Below are 20569 nucleotides of genomic sequence, written 5' to 3'. Positions count from 1 at the left end.
GAGCATTGAAGGGTTATGGGTTATTGCAGAATGTTTACGAAGAAAAACAGTTTGTCGACGGGATTATGAAATGCGAATCGAAGGTGCTTGAAAGGATGGCCGCCTGATGGCTTTTTACACACCTATTGACAAGACCTCTCTACGGGTAGATGCAAGCATATATCTGTAGATGCATGTATCTATATATAGATGCATTTCTGTAACTAGATAATAACTTGTTAACTGGCAATAAAAATAAAAATGGAGGCAAATAATGGACAATCAAACCATGAATATTATCGCGGTCATTGTTGGCCCGGTTATCGCCGTCATCATTACACTGGCCTATCAAAGGCAAAAAGAAAAACAGGAAATCAAACATAAGGTATTCCTGACCTTAATGGGCCATCGCAAATCCATCCCAATAAGCTTTGCCCTGGTTGAGGCCCTGAATACACTGGATGTAATTTTTCATGCCAATGATAAGGTAATCCGACTTTGGCATGAATATTATGAGTTTCTCTGCCAAACAATACCTGATTCAAGGGCATTAGAGAATCAGAAGCACAAATATCTTGAACTGCTATCCGCGATTGCTGAAGACTTGGGCTATAAAAATCTACAACAGACTGACATTGATAAGTTTTATATTCCACAAGGTCACGTTGACCAAGCGGAGATGCAAGGGAAGATTCAGACTGAATTTCTACGGGTTCTTCAAAATACCGCCGCCTTTGAAGTGAAGAAAAAAGATGACGGAAGCAGTTAACAAACGGCTCAACCAGATTCGGGGTAGCTGTCGGACTTTTTTATTATTCATATCCCCCTCTCTGGTTAGCCTCGGCGTTAGCCTGAGATGATTAAAGACATATGGACATTGAGATAATACGTAGAATATCATTGGCAAGGCATTTGTATGAACTTGGACTATCAAGTCTTCGCTCAAAAAATGATCTTTACCTTTTCTCTGCAGTAAATCTTTTTCAAGACAGTGTCGAGGCATTCTTAATTGCAGTTGCTGAGCACGTAAACGCCGCTATTGATCAGAACACTAAATTTGATAAATATTTTGTTGCAATTAATGATAAAATTGCACCAAAAGAACTTCCATTTAGAGTGAAGTTGTTGCGTCTCAATAGACTGAGAGTAGACTCGAAACACTATGGCATCCAACCTGAGCGTGATGAGTGCGAGCGCCTGACTGTTGCAGTTCATGAGTTTTTTGACGAAGTATCGTTGGAGCTATTAGGTGCGTCATTCTCTACAATATGTGCAATCGATTTACTGAAAGATGGTGCGACAAAAACCTTGCTACTGGAAGCAAAAGCTGACCTTGAAAAAAATGAGATGGAAAATTGTGCAATCAACTGTCGGAAGGCTATCTTTCTTGCAATCGAAAAAGATTACAGCATTTCAGAATACAAGGACGGTAAGCCTATGGGGCTTCTTGCGGGCTTTACATATGCACCTTATTACACGCAAAACAAGGAGTATATTGATAAGAATGTTAAAGAACCTACAGACTACATAGTTTATGACCATAGCCGTATAAACCAAGAGCTGCTAACCAATGGCGTCGATACTACCGCATTTTGGAATGTTTGGAGGCTAACACCTGAAGTATTCAAGACTACGGATGGCAAGTGGATTGTAAAACATGACTTCGCTAAGTTAGATAGAGACTTACTCGCTGATAAGCTTGAATATATCTTTTCAGCAACTTTAGATATCATTCTGGCTATTCATAAGACGCGTGAGGGCATTAGAACTTCAGGATATGGTCGTTATCAACTTACATTACGCCAAGATAATGTTTCTGTCTTTGAAAAAGCTGATAGAAACTCAAAAATAATCGGCGCAATACCCCCGGGCATGCAAAAGATTGAAACTGATTATCGAGTAGAAGGGTTTGAGGACGATGGGCCATATTGGCATGTTACCCATTACGAAAAGGACGTATTTCTTTATGGATTTATTCACAATGATGATGTGGAATAGTGCAGAGGGGTCGCACCTCGACATTGGACAAGGATGACTATCTATAACCAATCGTTCAAGCGGGGAACCCGCTTAACTCATCAGTTCTCCGCTCGCTTCGCGAGCGCAGAATGCGGCAGTTGAGCGGACGAACTTCTGGTTTCCGCTCGCTAACGCTCGGGAGAACCAGGAGTTCGAGTCAGACCCCCTTCGGGGCCGCTCAACTGCCGCATTATGCATAACGATAATATGATAACTAAGACAATTTTAATAATCAGCCTGATTCTGTTTGTTCCTATCGCAGAAGGCAAAGTGACTGCGCCAATTGTTTCAGCAACCTACGTCCAGGCATTGGAAACGGCAAATGATTTTCTTGTTGCATGGTCAAAACGTGATGCCGATTCAGGCAATAAACTTATTTCGGCGAACCTATCAACTAAACTCAAGAAAGAAAATAATGAAGATTGGTTCATACAATACATGTCAGGCCTCAGTAATCCGCGCCACATTTCCTTCGAAATCGGGAACGGCAAAGAAATAAATTCGAAGCGAATTGTCTTTCCGGTAATTTTATACGAATATTACTCGGGTGAGTCAAAGGCATTTCAATACAAAAGCAAAATTGAGCTTGTCAAAGAAGGCGACTCGTGGCGAGTCGACGTATTGCCGAGCACTTCAGACAACAATGAATAATAATCTGCATAACACATATCTCAACCCGATTCGGCTTCGCCTCTCGAGTTACTTCGGGCGTTGGGAGTATAAAATGAGAATGTGACGTGTTGGCAAAGGAAATGGAAAAAATAGACTACAAAAAACAGCTTAAACACCTCTATGGGCCATCAGCCCAAAAAGTTGAAATTGTGAATGTGCCTGAAATGAACTTCTTAATGGTTGACGGTGAGGGGGACCCAAACACCTCGCAAGCATTCAGTGATGCGATCGAAGCGCTCTATTCTGTTTCCTACACGCTGAAGTTCATGGTCAAAAAAGGCGAAATGGGTGTCGACTATGGCGTATTGCCGCTCGAAGCCCTTTGGTGGTCTGATGATATGTCCGCATTCAGTAAAGGAAACAAGGCTGCCTGGAAGTGGACTTTGATGCTCATGCAACCGGCGTTCATTACACTGAAAATGGTCAATAAGGCAACGGAAGAGGTGGAAAGGAAGAAAAAGCCTGTTTCCCTGTCTTTGGTAAGATTCGAAACGTTCAGGGAGGGAAAGGCCGCGCAAATAATGCATATTGGACCCTTCTCAGCTGAGGGGCCGACCATTGAGAAGGTGCATCTGTTCATAGAAGATAATGGCAGCAGCAGGGTTGGCAAGCACCACGAAATCTATTTAAGTGATATAAGACGGGCAGCACCGGAAAAGTGGAAAACGATTGTCAGACAACCCATGTCATGATGAGATGAAGGGGTTTTCAACGCTGTGAGTCAAAAAAAGGGGCCCTGCATTGCAGGGCCCGAGGGTAATGGAGGGTTCCGAGGTATTCTCGGATACATATGTTATGCAATCTCTCTGAAGTTGAGATGAATATTGGATTAACTTTTTTTCATAATTTGTTAGAGGATAGGTAGATAGTCTGTAGGTGTTTAGACTAATAGGTTTTTAGTCTGAAACTGTTTAGTCGTTAGTCTATACTTACAGACTACAGTCTAAACAACCTGAGCAGCTTCAGTAGGAACAATGCAGATCACCTGGCGAGGTGTTCTTTCTCCCAGACGATCGCCTGCTCATAGGCGGCGAACTGCTTTTCTCGTTGGCGGAACTCCCTGAAATGGACTGAGCGCCTTCCATTTCTGACCACCGTGCCCAGGGACGCATGGAGCATTTCATGGTAGATGATGAACTCAAGGAAGAAAGACGGCACGGTCTGCCGGTCAAGCAGAGGGTTAATTCTGATGGTTCCGGAATCCCGGCAATAGCTCCCAAGCGTCACGCGCCGGGTTCTCCTGCCGGACGCCCTCCTGCCCCAGGTGATCGAGGCAGTAATCTCTCCCTGAAAATAGGCGGCATTGACATTATCGAACAATGACGCAAGGCAGTGGCAGGCCCCTTCTGTCCTGAGCAAGGCTGTCCTTTTCCGCGGTGTCCGGGATCTCAGTGAACTGCTCTGAGCGCGAATAAAGGCCTGAAGCACCGGACGGGCAGACCTCCTGTTTTTGATAAAGTCGGCAACTGCCCGGATAACAGCTTCTTCTGCTTCAAGAAATATTCGGTGCATGCGGAGACTGAGCTTTTCCGATTCCTTTCTTATTGAAAGCATGCTTGTCCTGTTGTCGGTAAGGGTGAGCCCGATATCTTTTCCTAACAGTTTCTTCAGGGAAGAGCGCAGAGCATGTTCATCGCGGAGAAAGGGGAGGCTGAGCTGGTCTGAGATGAGCCGGGCGGGATGATCCGAATTATTCATCAGCAGCTTTTTTTGAGGCAGGCTCCATGCTGATCTTTTCCCAGCGGTACCAGAAGGTCTTGTAGCTCATGCCGAGAAGCTTTGCGGCCTTGGCAACAACTCCGTTCGATCTGGCCATCGCCTTCTTCAAGAGGTTCTTCTCGAGCTCTTCGAAATTAATGCCGTTGTCGCCGAGATCAAAATCAAAGAGTTCGGCAGGCTGAGAATTACCGAGTTCGCTTTTTATATCTTTCAGGCTGATCGCATCATGATCGCTCATGATGACTGCGCGTTCGATGACCGATTCCAGCTGCCGGATGTTGCCCGGCCAGGAATATTCAACAAGCGCCTTAAGCGAGGGCTGGTCAACACCCTTTATACGCTTGCCGAACTCGCTGTTGTATTTTGCCCTGAAAAATTCCACCAGCGCCGGTATGTCCTCCTTCCGTTCTCTGAGCGGCGGAAGCTGGATCGTAACGACCTTGAGCCGGTAGTACAGATCCTCCCTGAACCCTCCCTTCGAGAGTTCCTTTACCAGGTCCTTGTTCGTTGCGGTGATGATCCTGACGTCGATCTTGATGGGGTCCTTGCCGCCAAGTCTTCTGATCTCCCTGTCCTGAAGGACCCGGAGCAGTTTTGACTGCATCATGAGCGGCATATCGCCGATCTCGTCAAGGAAGAGCGTGCCGTTGTTTGCCGCCTCGAAAAGGCCGATCTTGCGTGCCGAGGCGCCGGTGAAGGCACCCGGCTCATAACCGAACAGCTCGCTCTCAAATAAATTCTCGGGTATGGCAGCGCAATTCAGCGCGATAAACGGCTTGGTGCGACGCGGGCTGTTATAATGGATCGCCCGTGCTATCAGCTCTTTTCCGGTTCCGCTCTCCCCGATGATCAGCACCGTTGCCGGGCTGCCTGAGACCTTCTTCATGATCTCGATCGCGTCCTGCATCTTCGGTGATCTGCCGACAATGCCTTCCATCCTGAACCGGTCATAGAGTTCTTTCTTGAGCTGCAGGTTCTCTTTCAGGAGTTCAGCATGTTCAGTTGCCCGCCTGACGGTAATGAGCAGGTTGTCCTTTTCGAGCGGCTTCTGGAGATAGTCAAATGCGCCCTTTTTCATCGCTTCGACCGCTGAGCCGACTGTGCCGTGGGCTGTCATAACAATGAATGTCAGAGAAGAGTCCTCGGCCCGCGCTGCTGCAAGAAGTTCTATGCCGCCCATGCCTTCCATTTTGAGATCGGTGAGGATCACATCAGGATGGAATTTCCCGATGGTCCTGAGCGCTTCTTCTCCTGATGCCGCGGTATGCGTTTCGTATCCCTCATCGTCAAGGATTGTCTTCAGGATATCCCGCTGCAGGGGTTCGTCGTCAACAACGAGGATCACTGCCATATCATGCCTCTCTTTCCAACGGCAGGGTTATGGTAAAGGTGGTGCCTCTGCCATTTTCGCTTTCTATTTCGACCTTGCCCTTATGTTCTTCAATGACCCTTTTGGTCAAGGCAAGTCCCAGTCCAAGCCCCGTGGTCTTTGTTGTAAAGAAGGGGTCAAAGACCCGTGATATGCTGTCCTCGGGAATGCCGATGCCGGTATCTTCGATGATGAAGAGAAAACTGTTGAGATGCTGTTTTGTCGTGACGGCAAGTATTCCTCCTGCCGGCATTGCCTGAAACGCATTGAGGATGATGTTGTACAGGCAGGTCTTGATGAACTCAGGGTCAACGAAAAGCTCCGGCAGTGATTCGAAGGACTTCCGGATCTCGATATTCTCCATCTGTGCCTTGACCGTCACAAGATCGATCACTTCATCGATAAGCTTGCCCATGTCGGTCAACTGGCGGTTCAGTTCAAGCGGTCTTCCATATTCAAGGAAACTCTCGGCAAACCTGCTCACCCGCTGGATCTCTTTTTTGATGTTCACGATCATGGAGTCGAAATTCCCCTGCGTAGCGCTGTCCGCCGGTTTATATTTTTCCCTGATCAGGTCGATCGAAAGGCTGATAAAATTAAGCGGGTTCTTGATCTCATGGGCAATGCTTGTAGCGAACTGACCGATGCCTGCAAGGTGTTCTGCCTTTCTCAGCTTCTCCTCGAGGTCGCGCTGTTCTCTGAGACGCTCGACCATGAAATTGAAGCTCTGTGCCAGTTTCCCTATCTCATCTTTCCTGTCAGCGTTCAGCTCATGATTCAGATTGCCTGCTGCAACGCTTTGAGCCACCCGCACAACCTCTTCGATCGGTTTGGTATAGCTCTTGGCAAGGTACACGGTCAGGAGCATGCCGATGCCGAAGACGAAAATGACGGCGAAGAGCCTGGCAAAAAGACGCTTTCGCGAAAACGCAGAAAAATCGTCGGTATTGATCGTCAGATGGATATAGCCAAAATGCTTTTCTCCTGCAACAACAGGGATGATGACATTATATGCATGGCCTTCGCCGGCAACGGTCTCTCCGAGTTCGGCCTTGACGATCAGTTCTTTCCGTTTGGCAGAAACGTCTTTCCCGACCTTGACCGGGTTCGTACTGGAGATTATCTTGTCAGAACTGTTGTTGATGATCGAGATCTCTTTGACCCCCCGTGTATTCAGCTTCTTCAGATAGTCCTGAAGCCTTTTTTCATCAGTTGCGCCAGTGCTGGTCACTTCTTCTACGCCGACCTGAATAGCCTTGGACAGTTCCACGGTCTGGTTCTCGAACTCGCGGTACATCGCCTTTTCTGTCTGGAGATAGAGAAAGAAATAGATGGTCAGCAATATGATGCTGAGCATCAACATCATGGCCACGAGTTTCTGGTTCAGGGAAAGTCTGAGAAAATAGTCCCGGATCCTGTTTCTGATAATCTGCATGGTGTTATTGTTAAGGAATCCGCTCCGGTCTGTCAATGCAGAACGGTCTTAGTATGAGAAGACCTTCCCGGAGCGTCTGCTCCGGGAAGGTCTTTCTGTTTTGAGGCTCAATAAAAATTAGTAACCGGCTGACTTCTTTGCAGGAGCAGCGGGCTTCTTCTCTTCAGCTTTCGGAGCTGCAGCAGGTGCAGGAGCAGCAGGCTTCTTTTCCTCCACCTTTGCAGGAGCAGCAGCCTTTTTGTCTTCAGCCTTCGGAGCATCCTTTGTCTTCTTTGCCTTCTTTGCGGCTTTCTTGTCTACAGCCTTGTCGTCAGCTTTCTTCTCTTCAGCCTTTGCAGGAGCTTTCTTCTCCTCAGCCTTCGGAGCATCTGCAGCAAAAGCTGCTGTGACGGCAAATGCGAACATGAGAGCAATAATAAGTGCCAAAACTTTCTTCATAATACTTCACCTCCTTTTATGTTGGAATAAATCTCTGCTTAGTAAGTAATCCAATAAGTACAATTACAAATTTTATGCCATAAAAAAATACAATAAAAACGGCATGCTATGCAAGAGAAAAATTCCGCTTTAGGGAAACAGGCTTCTTTTTCGGGAAGAAGGAGAAAGCAGGCCGAGTTCTGAGGCGTACTGCCTGAAGAGATCGAACCCTTTCTTATGGTCGGCACCGAAGGAATAGGATATGCCCCTCCAGTAATCGACGAGCTGCGTCTCTGAGAGTATGCCTCTGAAGGGCGATACTGCTGCAATGCCAGCGAGATCGGCCAGCGCACGCTGCCGGGCGCCTTCAAGATCGATCACAAATCTTTTGATGAGTGCTTCTTTTTCCCTGCGGCTTTCCTTTCTCAAAAGCCAGAGCGCATAGGTGAAGGGAAGTCCGGTATGTTCGGTCCAGAGCTGCCCCAGATCATAGATATGCAGGTCAGGCCACTTCCCTGACTGGGTGAGTGCGTCATCGCCGATCAGGAGATATGCTGCATGAGTCGCGATCGCGTTTCCGATCGGTTCTGCTGACGGTGCATAGCTGCAGGTGAGCCCGTAAAATTTCCTGCAGATTATCTGAAGCAGGGCAATGGATGTCTCAGACTGGGAGGTCGTCAGGATCGTCTCTCCTTCAAGTTCTTCCAGCGGTTTTTTGCTGAAGAGCAGGACGCTTCCAACCGGCCCGTTCGAATCGATCGAATGGTTTTCGATGATATCGTATATGTCCGGGTTCTTCAGATATTCGATGGAAGAGGAAGGGCTGATATCGATGCTGCCCTGCCTGAGCATCTGATTGAGGGCTGAGGGCACGCCCTCAAGGAACTCATAGGACGAGCAGTCTGCCTCTTTTTCAAGCATATAAAAGATGGGCCAGACATTGGCATAGGAGATCTTGCCGATTCTGAGTTTCATGAAAATACCTTAGCATATAGAATACAGAAGACAGAATTCAGCATGGAGAAAACAACAAGAAGGCGATGGATCAAAGCAGGCGGTTTGTTGCCATGCTGATAGCTGACAGCTGATAACTGACCGCTGTCTTTTTTCATCCCTTCACCACTCCCATCGGCCGCAAGCGCGCCACTTTTGTCGATATCCCTGCTTTATGCACCACATCCACGACATTTGAGATATCCTTGTATGCCTCTGACATCTCTTCAGCAAGCGTCTCCCTTCCTGCTGACCGCACGATGATGCCCTTGTCTTCCATTTCCCGCCAGATTGCACGGCCCTTTGCGCGGCGTATTGCCTGGTGGCGCGACATTACTCTGCCGGCGCCATGGCAGGTCGAACCGAAGGTCTCCTGCATTGCCTTTTCTGTGCCTGACAGAACATAGGATGCCCTTCCCATGTCGCCGGGGATCAGGACCGGCTGGCCGAGATGCCGGTATGCATCAGGCAGTTCAGGATGTCCCGGAGGGAACGCCCGCGTAGCTCCCTTCCTATGCACCACGAGCTTCTTCTTTTGACCATGTACTGTATGCTCTTCGATCTTAGCGATGTTATGGGCAACATCGTAGATAAGCTGCATGCCAAGTTCCCTGGGAGAGGCGCCCAATGCCTTCATAAAGGCCTCACGTGTCCAATGCATGATGCACTGTCTGTTGGCCCAGGCATAGTTTGCGGCAGCACGCATGGCGCCAAGATAGTCCTGGGCTTCCGGACTCGATACCGGCGCACAGGCAAGCTCTTTATCATGGAGCGTGATCCGGTATTTCTTTGCTGCGCGCTCCATCACCTCCAGAAAGTCAGTGCATACCTGGTGGCCGAATCCCCTCGATCCTGTATGGATCATGATCGTTACCTGTCCTTCAAAAAGCCCAAATCCGTCAGCTGCCCGATCATCATAGATCTTGTCAACATACTGTATCTCAAGGAAATGGTTGCCTGAACCTAACGTTCCCTGCTGCGCCTGTCCGCGCTCGTATGCCTTGCTGCTGATTAGTGTTGGGTCAGCGCCCTCAATGCAGCCGTGGGATTCGATACGTTCAAGGTCGGATGCTTCACCATACCCGCTTTCTACAGCCCATCGTGCGCCTTTGATCAGCACCTGTTTCTCGTCACCGAGGCTGAGGCGTATCTTGCCCTTGGATCCGACACCTGAGGGAATCTCCCTGTACAGGACCTCGACGAGGTCCCTGATCCGCGGGAGCAGGTCCTGTTTCATCAGGTTGCTCCTGAGGAGGCGGACGCCTCAGTTTATGTCGTAACCGACGCCTCCGGGCGAGACAATCCCGTCCTGCAGGTCAAAGGCTGCAACGCCGCCTATCGGAAACCCATACCCGTTATGGATATCTGGCATGGCAAGGGATGCCCTGACTATGCCGGGAAGCGTGGCAACATTCGCCACCTGCTCGATGGCTGATGCCTCCAGATCCTTTTCAAGGGTCCTGTCAACATAGATAATGCCGGGGACCTGCATGCCGTCCCTGTATGAGACCGGCACCTCAAGTCTCGTGTCATCAAGCCGTTTCAGTTTTTCAAGAGACATGGGTTCTCCTTTCTTGAAAATCTCTCTCATGAGGCAGTCTATTGCTTATCATCGAGCATCTTCCGGATCCTTCGCAACAGTTCAGCAGGTTTGACCGGTTTCATGATGAGTTCTTCTCCTGCGTCAAGTTCTCCCCGCCCCTGAATGATGTCCGCGGTATATCCACTGGTAAAGAGAATTGCGGCATCCGGCTGGATCTGCCTGATCTGTTCGGCCGCATCTTTGCCATTCAGCCCTGGCATGATGATGTCCATCAGGATGAGCTGGATCCTGTCAGCATTCTTCTTGAACTTTTCAACAGCATCCTGCCCGTCTTCAGCAAGGATTATGTCATAGTCGAATTTTTTCAGTGTCGCCAGCACGACTCCGCGCACATGCTCGTCATCTTCTGCAACCAGGATTGTTTCTCTGCCCTTCAATTGCAAGGAGGGGGCTAAAATGCCCTCATAGCTTATCCCGGCATCGCAAAGAGGAATATAGACCTTGAATACAGTTCCTTTCCCTAACTCGCTGTACACATTAATAAAGCCGTTGTGCTGTTTGACGATCCCGTATACGATAGCCAGGCCGAGACCTGTCCCTTTCCCCATCGCTTTGGTGGTAAAAAAAGGCTCAAATATCTTTTGCCGGGTCGTTTCGTCCATACCCCTGCCGGTGTCAGAAACGATGAGCATGGCATATTGCCCTGGCGTTCCATAGCGGTGGATTTCAACAAAGGAGGAGTCCAGTTCATAGCGCTGCAATTGCATGACCAGCGATCCTCCGCCCGGCATTGCATCTCTGGCATTGGCAGCCAGATTCATCATAATCTGCTCGATCTGGCCGCTGTCGGCAGAAACCGTGAGGGGTTCATCTGCGAAGGCTATACTAAGGTCTATATCTTCGCCGATGATCCTCTTAAGCCACTTTTCAATATTATGGAGGACCGGATTCAGATCGAATACCTTAACATTAAGCGGCTGTTTGTGGCTGAACGCGAGGAGGCTCCCGGTCAGACGGGCTGCCCGCTCTGCCGCGGCCTGTATATGTTCGATATTAGGACGCAGCGGATCATCCTTTTCTATGCGCATGAGCGCCAATTCGCCGTACCCGGTGATCACGGAGAGGATATTATTGAAGTCGTGGGCCACCCCGCCGGCAAGCTGTCCTATCACCTCCATTTTTTGGGAATGGCGAAGCTGTTCCTCAAGGTGTCTGCGTTCGGTGATGTCGCGGGAGATGCCTATCAGGCCGCCTATCTTTCCCTCATTATCAAGAAATGGGGTCCGGATGGTCTCCAGGAGCACTCTCCTGCCGTCTGCCAGGGTGTGCAGCCGTTCGTCAGAGCGGGATGTATTTGTACTGATACAGTCCAGATCGGTCTTGCGGAGGAACTGTGCCAGTTCAGGGTCTGCAATAAAATCGGATTCGGCGCGGCCGACGATCTGATCTTTTGGCCTGCCGATAATAGTGGCGGCATAGTTCTGGTTGCAGCCCAGGTAAGCGCCCTGAGTGTCTTTATAAAAGATCATGTCAGGAATGGCATCCAGCATGCTTTGGAGGAACTGCCGCTTAATTTTCAGCTCCTGAGTGATCTCCCACCAGTAGACCCCCACAAGAAGTGCGATGGCCCAAATATGAAGGTTGTGGCGCAGCGGGGCAAATACAGGCGCATAACGATCAGCGTTCAGATCATTTACCGCCTGAAGAGCGTCATCCATAAAAAAGAAAAAGAATGCAATAAATGCCAGCCACGGGAACTTTTTTGTTCCGGTCTTTGAATACAGGAACGAGCCGAGGATCAGAAAGGAAACAAGTGCCCCTAACAGACGAAATATCAGGTCCCCTGAAAAATCATGGAATGCAGCGCCGATAAAAAGTGCGCCATCAAGCGAGGCCCGCGCAGTTGCGTCCAGGAATCTTGTCCAGAGAGGGGCAATAATGATATAGACAATTGCCGTAAGGAGCGAACTGTAGATCAGGAAGATGCGTGAGAGGCGTTCAAAACTGAAATAAAAGCGAAGAAAGGCGTACCCCATGAGGATGATCGAAAGTATGGCAACTGCGTGCTCTATTGGCGGATAATAGCGGAAGATCGTGGGGAAGGATATGTATCCCCGGAAGCTGCCGTATTCGGCACTGAACATGAACAGTTCCCTGCTGGCGCCGACCGCGGCCGAGATCGAAAAATAAAGATGCCTGCGGTCTGCTGAGGTGCGCCACATCCGGGAAGAGACCAATAAAAGCACGATCCAGAAAAAGGCAGCCAGAAGAAAACGCACGACATTGTTGGCCGGGTCTCCCGGGCCGCCTCCGAATTGGGTGAGTATCAGGATCAGTTCCTGCAGCATCCGATATCTCCTTAATTTATAACGCTTTTATGCATACGCTGAAATAAGCCCATTGTTGATTTGTATCCTATCATACCATCCGCCTGACCGAGGCTGCCGCTATTTTGCAATTATAAAAGAAAACAACGATAACTGTGCACATTACGGCTATTCATAATTATAATTTTAGGATAAAATATCTTTATGGAACACAACCGGGAGCCTTTAAAGATCAAAAACGGCAAGCGAAAAGAGGAAGAGCTTTTTTTGCCTGATGAGAACTGGCAGAAACTGTTCGATGCGATCCCGGATGCGTCCTGCATTTTAGACAGCAAATACCGGATCGTTCGGATCAATAAGGAGATGTCCGGACGATTAGGCCTTTCACAAGAGCAATGTATCGGCGCAACATGCTATGAGGCAGTGCATGCGAAGGGGAGCCCTGCCGATTCTTGTCCTCATACCAGGACTTTGCAGGATGGATCAACCCACAGCGTGGAGGTTTACGAGCAGAATTTGGGGGGCTGGTTCCTGGTCACAACGTCGCCCTGGACCGATATTACCGGCACTGTCGTCGGCAGTATCCATATTGCACGGGATATTACGGTGCGAAAGAACATGGAAGAAGAAAAGGAAATGCTTATATCAGAACTCAAGAACGCCCTTGCAAAGGTCAAACAATTGAGCGGTTTTCTCCCTATCTGCGCTTCCTGCAAGAAGATCAGAGATGACCAGGGGTATTGGCAGCAGATCGAAAGCTATATCCATGAACATTCTGAGGCCCAATTCAGCCATGGCATCTGTCCGGGCTGTGCAAAAAAATTATATCCGGAATATTATAAAAAATAATGGCCGGGCAGGGCTGGAACAGCTAAATATCAAAAATAATCTCTGCCCGATAGAGCCCATCTGTTTTTTCGATAAGCAGTTTGTGGTAGGTTGCGGCCTTGATCAGTAATTTTCCCTTGTGCCGTTCAGGGTCGAACTCTTCGCCGGTCACTACAGCCTTAAGCTTATAGGCCTGCAAGCCGGCCGGCTTGTCAGCCTGACCGCTTTCCGGCTCTCCAGTGTGCCGGCCTGCCGGCCTGCCAGCTTGGAAGTTTTGTATGCTGATACTCTTTCCTGTAAACCCGTACGTGTCGAAATGGAAGATCAGTTCGTTCAGAAAAGAGACGAGGAGCCCTTCCAGCGAGCTGCCTTTCACCGAAATTTCGAGCGTCTTCCCTGCCTGAATATCCCTGAGATCAGTGATAAGACCGTACATGCCTGCGGCTGCGTTGATGAAAAGTTCAGGAAGGTCTTTGCCAAAGGCCCTGATGCCTGCATCACCGGATATGTCGAGGAGTTCGAATTGTTTCATGTTAGCTATAAAATCCCTCCTCCCCTCCCTTTGCTAAAGGGAGGAAAACTGCCCCTCTTTGGCAAAGAGGGGGTGGGGAGATTTATTGATGGATGACATAAGCATCAACGGTCAGTCAAACAGCGCTTTTACGAACTCATCCGGTTCAAAATCCTGAAGGTCTTCAACTTTTTCACCTACACCGATCAGCTTGACCGGGATATTCAGCTCTTTCTTGATCGCAAAGACGATGCCGCCTTTGGCAGTGCCGTCAAGCTTGGTCAGGGCAATGGCAGTCACGCCGACCGCCTCGTTGAAGATCTGGGCCTGTTTGAGCGCGTTCTGGCCGGTTGTGGCGTCAACGATGAGCATCACCTCATGCGGAGCACCCTGCATTGCCTTATCGCAGACGCGCCGCACTTTTTTCAGCTCCTCCATGAGCGGGCTCTTGGTATGCAGACGGCCTGCGGTGTCGATGATCACTATGTCAGTGCCCCGCGCCTTTGCAGCCTCGATCGCATCGAATGCCACTGCCGAGGGGTCTGAACCGCTCTGATGCCTGACCACCTGGGCGTTTGTCCTGTTCCCCCAGATCTCAAGCTGCTCGATCGCTGCTGCCCTGAACGTATCGCCGGCAGCAAGCAGCACGGAATACCCCTGGTCCCTGAATCTGCTCGCGAGCTTGCCGATGGTCGTTGTCTTGCCTGCGCCGTTGACGCCCACGGTCAGGATCACAAACGGCTTTTCTCCGAAGGGCACCAGCTTCTGGCCTCTGCCTAACAGGCTGGAGAGCTCTTTTTTCAGGAAATCCCTGACAGAACCGGATTCGTCAAACTCTCCTTTTCTTGCCTTCTCCCTGAGATGCTCAACGATCTCGGAAGCGCTGCCTGCGCCGATGTCTGCAAGGATAAGGGCCTCTTCCAGTTCCTCAAGGGTTTCGCTGTCTATGGCCTTTCCCTTGAAGATCGACTCGACCTTTTCGACAAAGCCCTGCTTGGTCCTGGTCAGTCCCTGCTTTAGACGATCAAATAATCCCATATGCACCTCTGTATTGAATGTTAATTTGTTTGCCCTGAACCAGGTGGCAATTATCACAAAATCTCCCCTTGCCCCTCTTTGTCAAAGAGGGGTGTTGTCCCTCCCTTTGGCAAAGGGAGGTTAGGAGGGATTTTTTGAACTATAATCGAATCTCGTGAAATTGACGAGATACCATCTGCAACTGCCTTTGATTAGAATACCAACATGTAATGATTCTTTACAAACAGATCGGTTTGTTGCAGGTATAATACCGTCATGCAGAATTATTACCAGTTCATGATCCCGAGGCTGAACGGGGAAGAGATCAGGAAGAACTTCTCCCGGTACCGTGCCCTCGTCAGAAAAGGTATCGCAGGCTTTATTATCTTTGGCGGCGATCTTCAGACCGTTCGGACCTATGTCAGAAGACTTCAGGAAGAGGCAGAACTTCCGCTGATCATCTCCTCTGATCTTGAGCGGGGGCTGGGGCAGCAGCTGAAGGGCGGCACGCTTTTCCCTCCTGCCATGGCGCTTGGGGCGGCGTATAAAAAGCTATCAGCTATCAGCTATCAGCGGTCAGCCGGCGGCGGTCAGCGGTCAGCGATAAACCTTCTGAGAAGGTCGTTTAAGGCAGTGGCGGTCGAGGCGAAGTATGTTGGCATAAACACGATCTTTGCGCCGGTGCTCGATATCAATACCAATCCGAAGAACCCGATCATCGCGGTCAGGGCGTTTGGCGAGGACCCTGCGGTCGTCTCCCTGCTTGGCACTGAAATGATCAAGGCTCTTCAGGGCAGCGGCATTGCAGCCTGCGGCAAGCATTTCCCCGGCCATGGCGATACCTCGGTCGATTCCCATATCAGGCTACCGGTCCTGCGTCAGGATATGAAGAGGCTGCGGAGATATGAACTGAAGCCCTTTGCAGCGGCAATAGAGGCAGGGGTCAGGATGATCATGTTAGGCCATCTGAGCGTGCCTGCGCTTGATGCGTCAGGAACACCGGTCTCCTTTTCAAAGAATGCAGTGCAGTTCCTTCGCAGGGAAATGCGATATGACGGCCTGCTTGTTACCGATGCGCTGAATATGGGCGGCATCGGCAACTTTTCCGAGGAAGAGGCGTCATTCCGGGCGCTGGAGGCAGGGGTCGATATACTGCTTCATCCGTCGGATGCAGAAAAAGTTGCAGCCTCTCTGGAGAGAATGAACCCATGGTCTGATCCTGCGAGACTGATTAAATTCCGAAAAAGGTTAAGACCTTCAGCCGTCAGCAATGAACCGGCTTTTGATCTTCATGCCGGCATGTCCAGGCAGCTTACCGATGATGCGGTCACGGCCTCACGCAGATTCAGCATCAGGGGAACCCCTCTGCTTATTATTCTTAACGATGACGCCGGGGACAAGGGCAGGGGCTTTGGCCGTATCATGAAGAAGCATATGCCGGGAATAAGGGTGCTCGAGCTCGGACCGGGCTCAAAGGCTCAGGGTATTCGTAAACAGGAAGATGAGTTTATGATCGTTGCCCTATTTTCAGAGACAAAGGCATGGAAGGGCGGCGCGAGTATCTGGCTCTTCAGCATGCTCAGACACTTCAGGTCCAGGGCTGACCTTTTTATCTCTTTTGGCAGCCCGTACCTGCTTGACGGGATCGGGAAAACGCCCTGTCTGTATGCATATTGGGATGCCGCGCAGCCTCAGAAGACAGTAGCAGGATTTCTGCTAAGCAGTTCAAAGGTATGAAGACGTCCAATTATAATATCCCTCCTATCCTCCCTTTGCCAAAGGGAGGAAAACTGCCCCGAGGGGTGAGGGGAGATTTATTGATGACAAATAACTAATGCACTTATCAGTATCAGGGATCCGCTGACGTCAGTCTGTTTGCGGCCGGATTCTTTCACCGTATCGGTCGTTTATGGTATATTGGTAAGCAAAAATCCATTGCCTGCCTGCTGCCGGAGGAATACATTAATAATTTTATTCGCAGGGGTATAACCGGATAAGGAGCAGATGTCAAGACTTCATCTTATTCTCGCATTTCATAATCATCAGCCGGTAGGGAATTTCGATCATGTGCTCGAGGACTGTTATGCAAAGTCCTATCTGCCGTTCCTCGAAACCCTGCTCGGTCATCCAAAACTGAAGGTGGTGCTCCATTATTCGGGACATCTTCTTTCGTGGATGCTCGATCACCATCCCGAGGCAATAGAGATCCTCCGTAATCTCGTCAAAGAGCAGAGGATAGAACTGCTTTCAGGAGGCTTTTATGAGCCGATCCTTACGGTGCTGCCGGAAAAAGACCGGCCGCTCCAGGTAAAGGAGCTTTCGAAGTTTCTTGTAAAGAACCTTGGGCATACGCCAAAGGGCATGTGGCTTGCCGAGCGCGTATGGGAACCGCAGATGCCGAAGTTCATTGCAGAGGCAGGCATTGAATACCTGCCGATCGACGACTACCACTTCAAGCTTACCGGGCTTGAGGACAGGGATCTTCTCGGGTACTACATTACCGAGGAAGACGGCAATATCGTGAGCGTGTTCCCGGGCAGCGAAAAGCTCCGGTACCTGATCCCGTTCAGATCCGTTGAAGAGACGATCTCTTATTTCAGGGAAGTATCGATGAAGGGCGGAAATCCGCTTCTTACCATGGCTGACGACGGCGAGAAGTTCGGCGTCTGGCCGAATACCTACAAGCACTGCTATGAGGACCGCTGGCTCGACCGGTTCTTCACTGCGATCGAGGACAACAGCGACTGGCTTGAGACCACGACCTTCAGCGCATATTACGACCGGTTCCAGCCGCTCGGAAGGGTCTATCTGCCGACCGCCTCGTACCGGGAAATGGGAGAGTGGACACTGCCGCCGGAAGGGGCTATCGAATATGAACAGGTCCTTGAACGGTTGGAGAAGACCTCGGGCGACAGGGCTAAACAGCTTCTGCGGGGAGGCATCTGGCGGGCCTTCTTCACGAAATATCCTGAGTCAAATCATATCCACAAGCGGATGCGCATGATCAGCCAGAAGGTCCATGAGGCGAACAGTGCGAACCCGAAGAAGGGAAAAGAGGCGCTGTCCGAGCTTTGGAAAGGCCAGTGCAACGACGCATACTGGCATGGCATTTTCGGAGGCCTGTACCTGCCGCATCTGAGATCTGCGCTGTACCGACACCTGCTCAGGGCAGAATCTCTGGCCTGCGATATCCTCAGGGACCACAAACAGAACGAGCAGGGAGATTTTGACTGCGACGGATTTGAAGATATCCTTATCGGCACGGAACAGGTGGTCCTTGCGGCAACGGAAAGGGGCGGATGCCTGACCGAGCTTTCGCTCAGGAAACAGTCGGTCAATATCCTCGATATCCTGACGAGGCGGCCTGAGGCATATCATGCAAAGGTGGCCGAGGCATCCGGTGCCGGCGACGGCACCAGGACCATTCATGACCAGCTGACCGTTAAAGAGGAGGGTCTGTCCGAATTTCTCGTCTATGACCGTCAGCGGCGCGTATCGCTTCTCGACCATTTTCTGCCTGCCGGAACCACCCTCGATGACATGGCAGGATCAAAATATGAAGAGCTTGGTGACTTTACCACTGGAATATATTCCCTGGCGCAGTCATACAAAAAAGGAGACATCAGTCTTACGCTCTCCCGCGATGGCGTTGTCCGGCAGAACACGGTTGATCTAAAAAAGAAGGTCGACCTTACCCATGCATCGCGCATCAATGTCGAATACCGGCTCCAGGGGAACTTTGCCGGCCTGTTTGCCGTGGAGATGAACCTTTCTCTCCTGGGGTCGCCCTTTGCGCTGATCAGGGTCAACGACAGGACGCTTCAGATGCGGTCAAAGGCCCTGCATGAGCCGGTCAGAGAGTTTATTGTTGAGGACAAGTTCCTTAATCTGCGGCTGCAGTTCAGTTTCTCGGAAGATATACAGCTCTGGCACTATCCTGTTGAGACCATCTCCCTTTCAGAGCAGGGAGTGGAACGGCTTTATCAGGGCACCGCGTTTCTGTTCGTTCTGCCGCTTCCGTGCCTTGACAGAAAAAAATTGGCTTTTACGGTTCATTGTGGGGAGGAAACAGCGTGATTAAAAGAACACTTATTGTTTTTGCATATCTTGCGGTGATGACATCAGCGGTCTTTGGTGCAGAGGATCCTCTGGCAAGACTGACGACCGAAACGCTTCAGTTCTTTAAGCCGGTGAGCGGAAAGGTCGTGAGCGTTGAGGGCAGTTCGATCACTGCCGAGATGAACATGAAGGATGGTCTCAGGACCGGCATGCGGCTCAACATCCTGAAGGAAGGTGAACCCTTCAGGCATCCGGTGACCCGTGAGATCCTCGGCAGGGTTGAGTCCCATGCAGGCAAGGCAGAGATCATGACTGTTCAGGGCGATCAGATAACCGGTACACTTATTGACGGAACCGTTCGTGTCGGCGACAAACTGAGACTTTCAGAAACAAAAGTGAAGATGGTCTTTGTCCAGGACAAGACGGTAGATTGGCACCTTGGCGATGACCTGTACCGGAAGCTCAAGGCAACAGGCCGTGTAGAGATGTCTGACACAGCCCTTGAAACGGGCGACAGCACAAGGGCGGTCGAAGAGGCGAAAAAACTCAATGCCGATGTTGCCGTTCTTCTTACGGCAAAGGAGGCTGACAAGAGCACGCTGCTCAGGGAGCAGGCTTTCTGGGCATCCGACGGTTCAAGGTTCTATGATGCAGAGGTAAAGGTCGATGTTTCATTTACCAAGGACCTTAAACTGGGGGGTGAATTTTTTGGCGGCATGTCAGGCGAGGCACTCCTTAATTACGACCTTCCCTTTGGCGCCCGCTTTGTTGTGACCGGAGACTTTGACGGAGACGGAAAGCAGGAGATCGGTCTGAGCACCGGAAAGGACCTGCGGACCTATCTGCCGGGAGTTGACCTTAAACCCCTCTGGGAACTGAAAGGCCAGGCTTCTGACGATCACCTCTGGATCGATACCCTGGATCTCAACCGAAACGGCAGAGAAGAACTGATCATTACTTTGATGAGAAACGGAGAGGTCTATTCGACAATTCATGAGCTTGAAGGAGCCGAGTTCAGGAAGCTCTGGGAAGGCAAGTTCTTTATGCGGAGGTCCGGCAACGGCCTGATCGGCCAGAAATATTCTCAGGATGAGGGGTTTGATGGTGATGTGTTTGCGGTCATATGGGATGGCAGCACCTATAAAGCAGGTGAGAAGCTCAAACTGCCGAAAGGCGTCAATATCTATGATTTTATCGACCTTGAAGGCCCCGGCAATGAACACCATGTTGTTGCCTATGATGAGAAGGGTTTTCTGAGCGTATTTGACGAAAAGGGGATCCGGATATGGAAGAGCACGACCAGTGTGGGAGCCTTTAACGCGACCTTCAAGAAAAAGTCCCCTGCTTCCTATATTCAGGAATCGGAATGGGCGGTCAAGGACAGGCTCAGCGTGAGGAACAACGAGGTCCTGGTGATCCATAAGGTCCCTATCGTTGGTATGGCAAAAGGGCTGGGACATAAAAAGTCTCTGCTCAAGACCTTGCGGTGGTCAGGTTTTTCTATGGAAGAGAGCGTATTGATCGACGACGTTCCGGGAACGCTTTTTGACTATGCATTGGTGGGTGATAAGATCGTTGTCCTTTCGAGTCCGTTCCTTGGCGTTAAGTTCGAAAATGTTCTGAAGGGTGAAAACCCTCTGGTAATGCATATGTATATTTACTCTGCAAGGGGAAGATAGAT

At 50.1% G+C, this 20569-nt stretch carries 16 protein-coding genes and 1 pseudogene; 8 read left to right on the top strand and 9 right to left on the bottom strand.

The window, feature by feature from the left end; all coding sequences use genetic code 11:
- Positions 1-253: 253 nt before the first annotated feature.
- The 4 genes from HZB62_14395 (at position 254) to HZB62_14380 (ending at position 3362) form a co-directional block, all read left to right on the top strand.
- Complete coding sequence (locus tag HZB62_14395) at positions 254-748, top strand: hypothetical protein (GenBank protein MBI5076339.1); 495 nt, start codon at positions 254-256, stop codon at positions 746-748.
- Positions 749-849: 101 nt separating this feature from the next.
- Positions 850-1977 (top strand): hypothetical protein, encoded by a 1128-nt coding sequence (locus HZB62_14390; protein ID MBI5076338.1) that lies wholly within the window; start codon positions 850-852, stop codon positions 1975-1977.
- 228 nt (positions 1978-2205) lie between these two features.
- The gene (locus HZB62_14385; GenBank protein MBI5076337.1) at positions 2206-2649 is read left to right on the top strand and encodes a hypothetical protein; all 444 of its coding nucleotides are present in this window, start codon (positions 2206-2208) and stop codon (positions 2647-2649) included.
- A gap of 101 nt (positions 2650-2750) precedes the next feature.
- Positions 2751-3362, top strand: coding sequence for a GyrI-like domain-containing protein (locus tag HZB62_14380; GenBank protein MBI5076336.1), 612 nt, complete (start codon positions 2751-2753; stop codon positions 3360-3362).
- Between the two features lie 289 nt (positions 3363-3651).
- Here the strand turns inward: HZB62_14380 and HZB62_14375 are convergent, their stop codons facing one another.
- The 7 genes and pseudogenes from HZB62_14375 to HZB62_14345 form a co-directional block, all read right to left on the bottom strand.
- Positions 3652-4368 (bottom strand): hypothetical protein, encoded by a 717-nt coding sequence (locus HZB62_14375; GenBank protein ID MBI5076335.1) that lies wholly within the window; start codon positions 4366-4368, stop codon positions 3652-3654.
- Positions 4361-5740: a sigma-54-dependent Fis family transcriptional regulator gene (locus HZB62_14370; GenBank protein ID MBI5076334.1), complete on the bottom strand. Its 1380-nt coding sequence runs from the start codon at positions 5738-5740 to the stop codon at positions 4361-4363. Before HZB62_14370 ends, HZB62_14375 begins: the two co-directional genes overlap by 8 nt.
- A 1-nt stretch (position 5741) precedes the next feature.
- Positions 5742-7193 carry a HAMP domain-containing protein gene (locus tag HZB62_14365; protein MBI5076333.1) on the bottom strand — a complete coding sequence of 484 codons (1452 nt, stop codon included), beginning with the start codon at positions 7191-7193 and terminating at the stop codon, positions 5742-5744.
- A gap of 117 nt (positions 7194-7310) precedes the next feature.
- On the bottom strand, positions 7311-7631 hold the full coding sequence (locus HZB62_14360) for a hypothetical protein (protein ID MBI5076332.1): 321 nt from the start codon (positions 7629-7631) through the stop codon (positions 7311-7313).
- 129 nt (positions 7632-7760) lie between these two features.
- Positions 7761-8585: a menaquinone biosynthesis protein gene (locus HZB62_14355; protein MBI5076331.1), complete on the bottom strand. Its 825-nt coding sequence runs from the start codon at positions 8583-8585 to the stop codon at positions 7761-7763.
- 133 nt (positions 8586-8718) lie between these two features.
- Positions 8719-10164 (bottom strand): annotated as a pseudogene (locus HZB62_14350) (RtcB family protein).
- A gap of 38 nt (positions 10165-10202) precedes the next feature.
- Complete coding sequence (locus HZB62_14345) at positions 10203-12494, bottom strand: PAS domain-containing protein (protein MBI5076330.1); 2292 nt, start codon at positions 12492-12494, stop codon at positions 10203-10205.
- A gap of 183 nt (positions 12495-12677) precedes the next feature.
- On the opposite strand from HZB62_14345, the gene HZB62_14340 reads away from it, so the two are divergent.
- Positions 12678-13322, top strand: a complete 645-nt coding sequence (locus HZB62_14340) for a PAS domain-containing protein (GenBank protein ID MBI5076329.1) — start codon at positions 12678-12680, stop codon at positions 13320-13322.
- Between the two features lie 22 nt (positions 13323-13344).
- Here HZB62_14340 and HZB62_14335 read toward each other — a convergent pair whose 3' ends face one another.
- Both HZB62_14335 and ftsY read right to left on the bottom strand, forming a co-directional pair.
- Positions 13345-13833, bottom strand: a complete 489-nt coding sequence (locus HZB62_14335) for an archease (protein MBI5076328.1) — start codon at positions 13831-13833, stop codon at positions 13345-13347.
- Between the two features lie 111 nt (positions 13834-13944).
- Positions 13945-14850 carry a signal recognition particle-docking protein FtsY gene (ftsY, locus tag HZB62_14330; GenBank protein ID MBI5076327.1) on the bottom strand — a complete coding sequence of 302 codons (906 nt, stop codon included), beginning with the start codon at positions 14848-14850 and terminating at the stop codon, positions 13945-13947.
- 255 nt (positions 14851-15105) lie between these two features.
- Between ftsY and HZB62_14325 the strand changes: the two genes are divergently transcribed.
- The 3 genes from HZB62_14325 (at position 15106) to HZB62_14315 (ending at position 20567) form a co-directional block, all read left to right on the top strand.
- Complete coding sequence (locus tag HZB62_14325; GenBank protein ID MBI5076326.1) at positions 15106-16566, top strand: hypothetical protein; 1461 nt, start codon at positions 15106-15108, stop codon at positions 16564-16566.
- 267 nt (positions 16567-16833) lie between these two features.
- On the top strand, positions 16834-18906 hold the full coding sequence (locus tag HZB62_14320) for a DUF1926 domain-containing protein (GenBank protein ID MBI5076325.1): 2073 nt from the start codon (positions 16834-16836) through the stop codon (positions 18904-18906).
- Positions 18903-20567, top strand: a complete 1665-nt coding sequence (locus HZB62_14315; GenBank protein ID MBI5076324.1) for a hypothetical protein — start codon at positions 18903-18905, stop codon at positions 20565-20567. The genes HZB62_14320 and HZB62_14315 overlap by 4 nt, the downstream gene beginning before the upstream one ends.
- The last annotated feature ends 2 nt before the right edge of the window (positions 20568-20569 follow it).

The organism is Nitrospirota bacterium (assembly GCA_016214855.1).
Classification (GTDB): domain Bacteria; phylum Nitrospirota; class Thermodesulfovibrionia; order Thermodesulfovibrionales; family UBA6898; genus UBA6898.
Note: the sequence above shows the minus strand (reverse complement) of the source record. Positions and strands in the feature narration are given on the sequence as shown.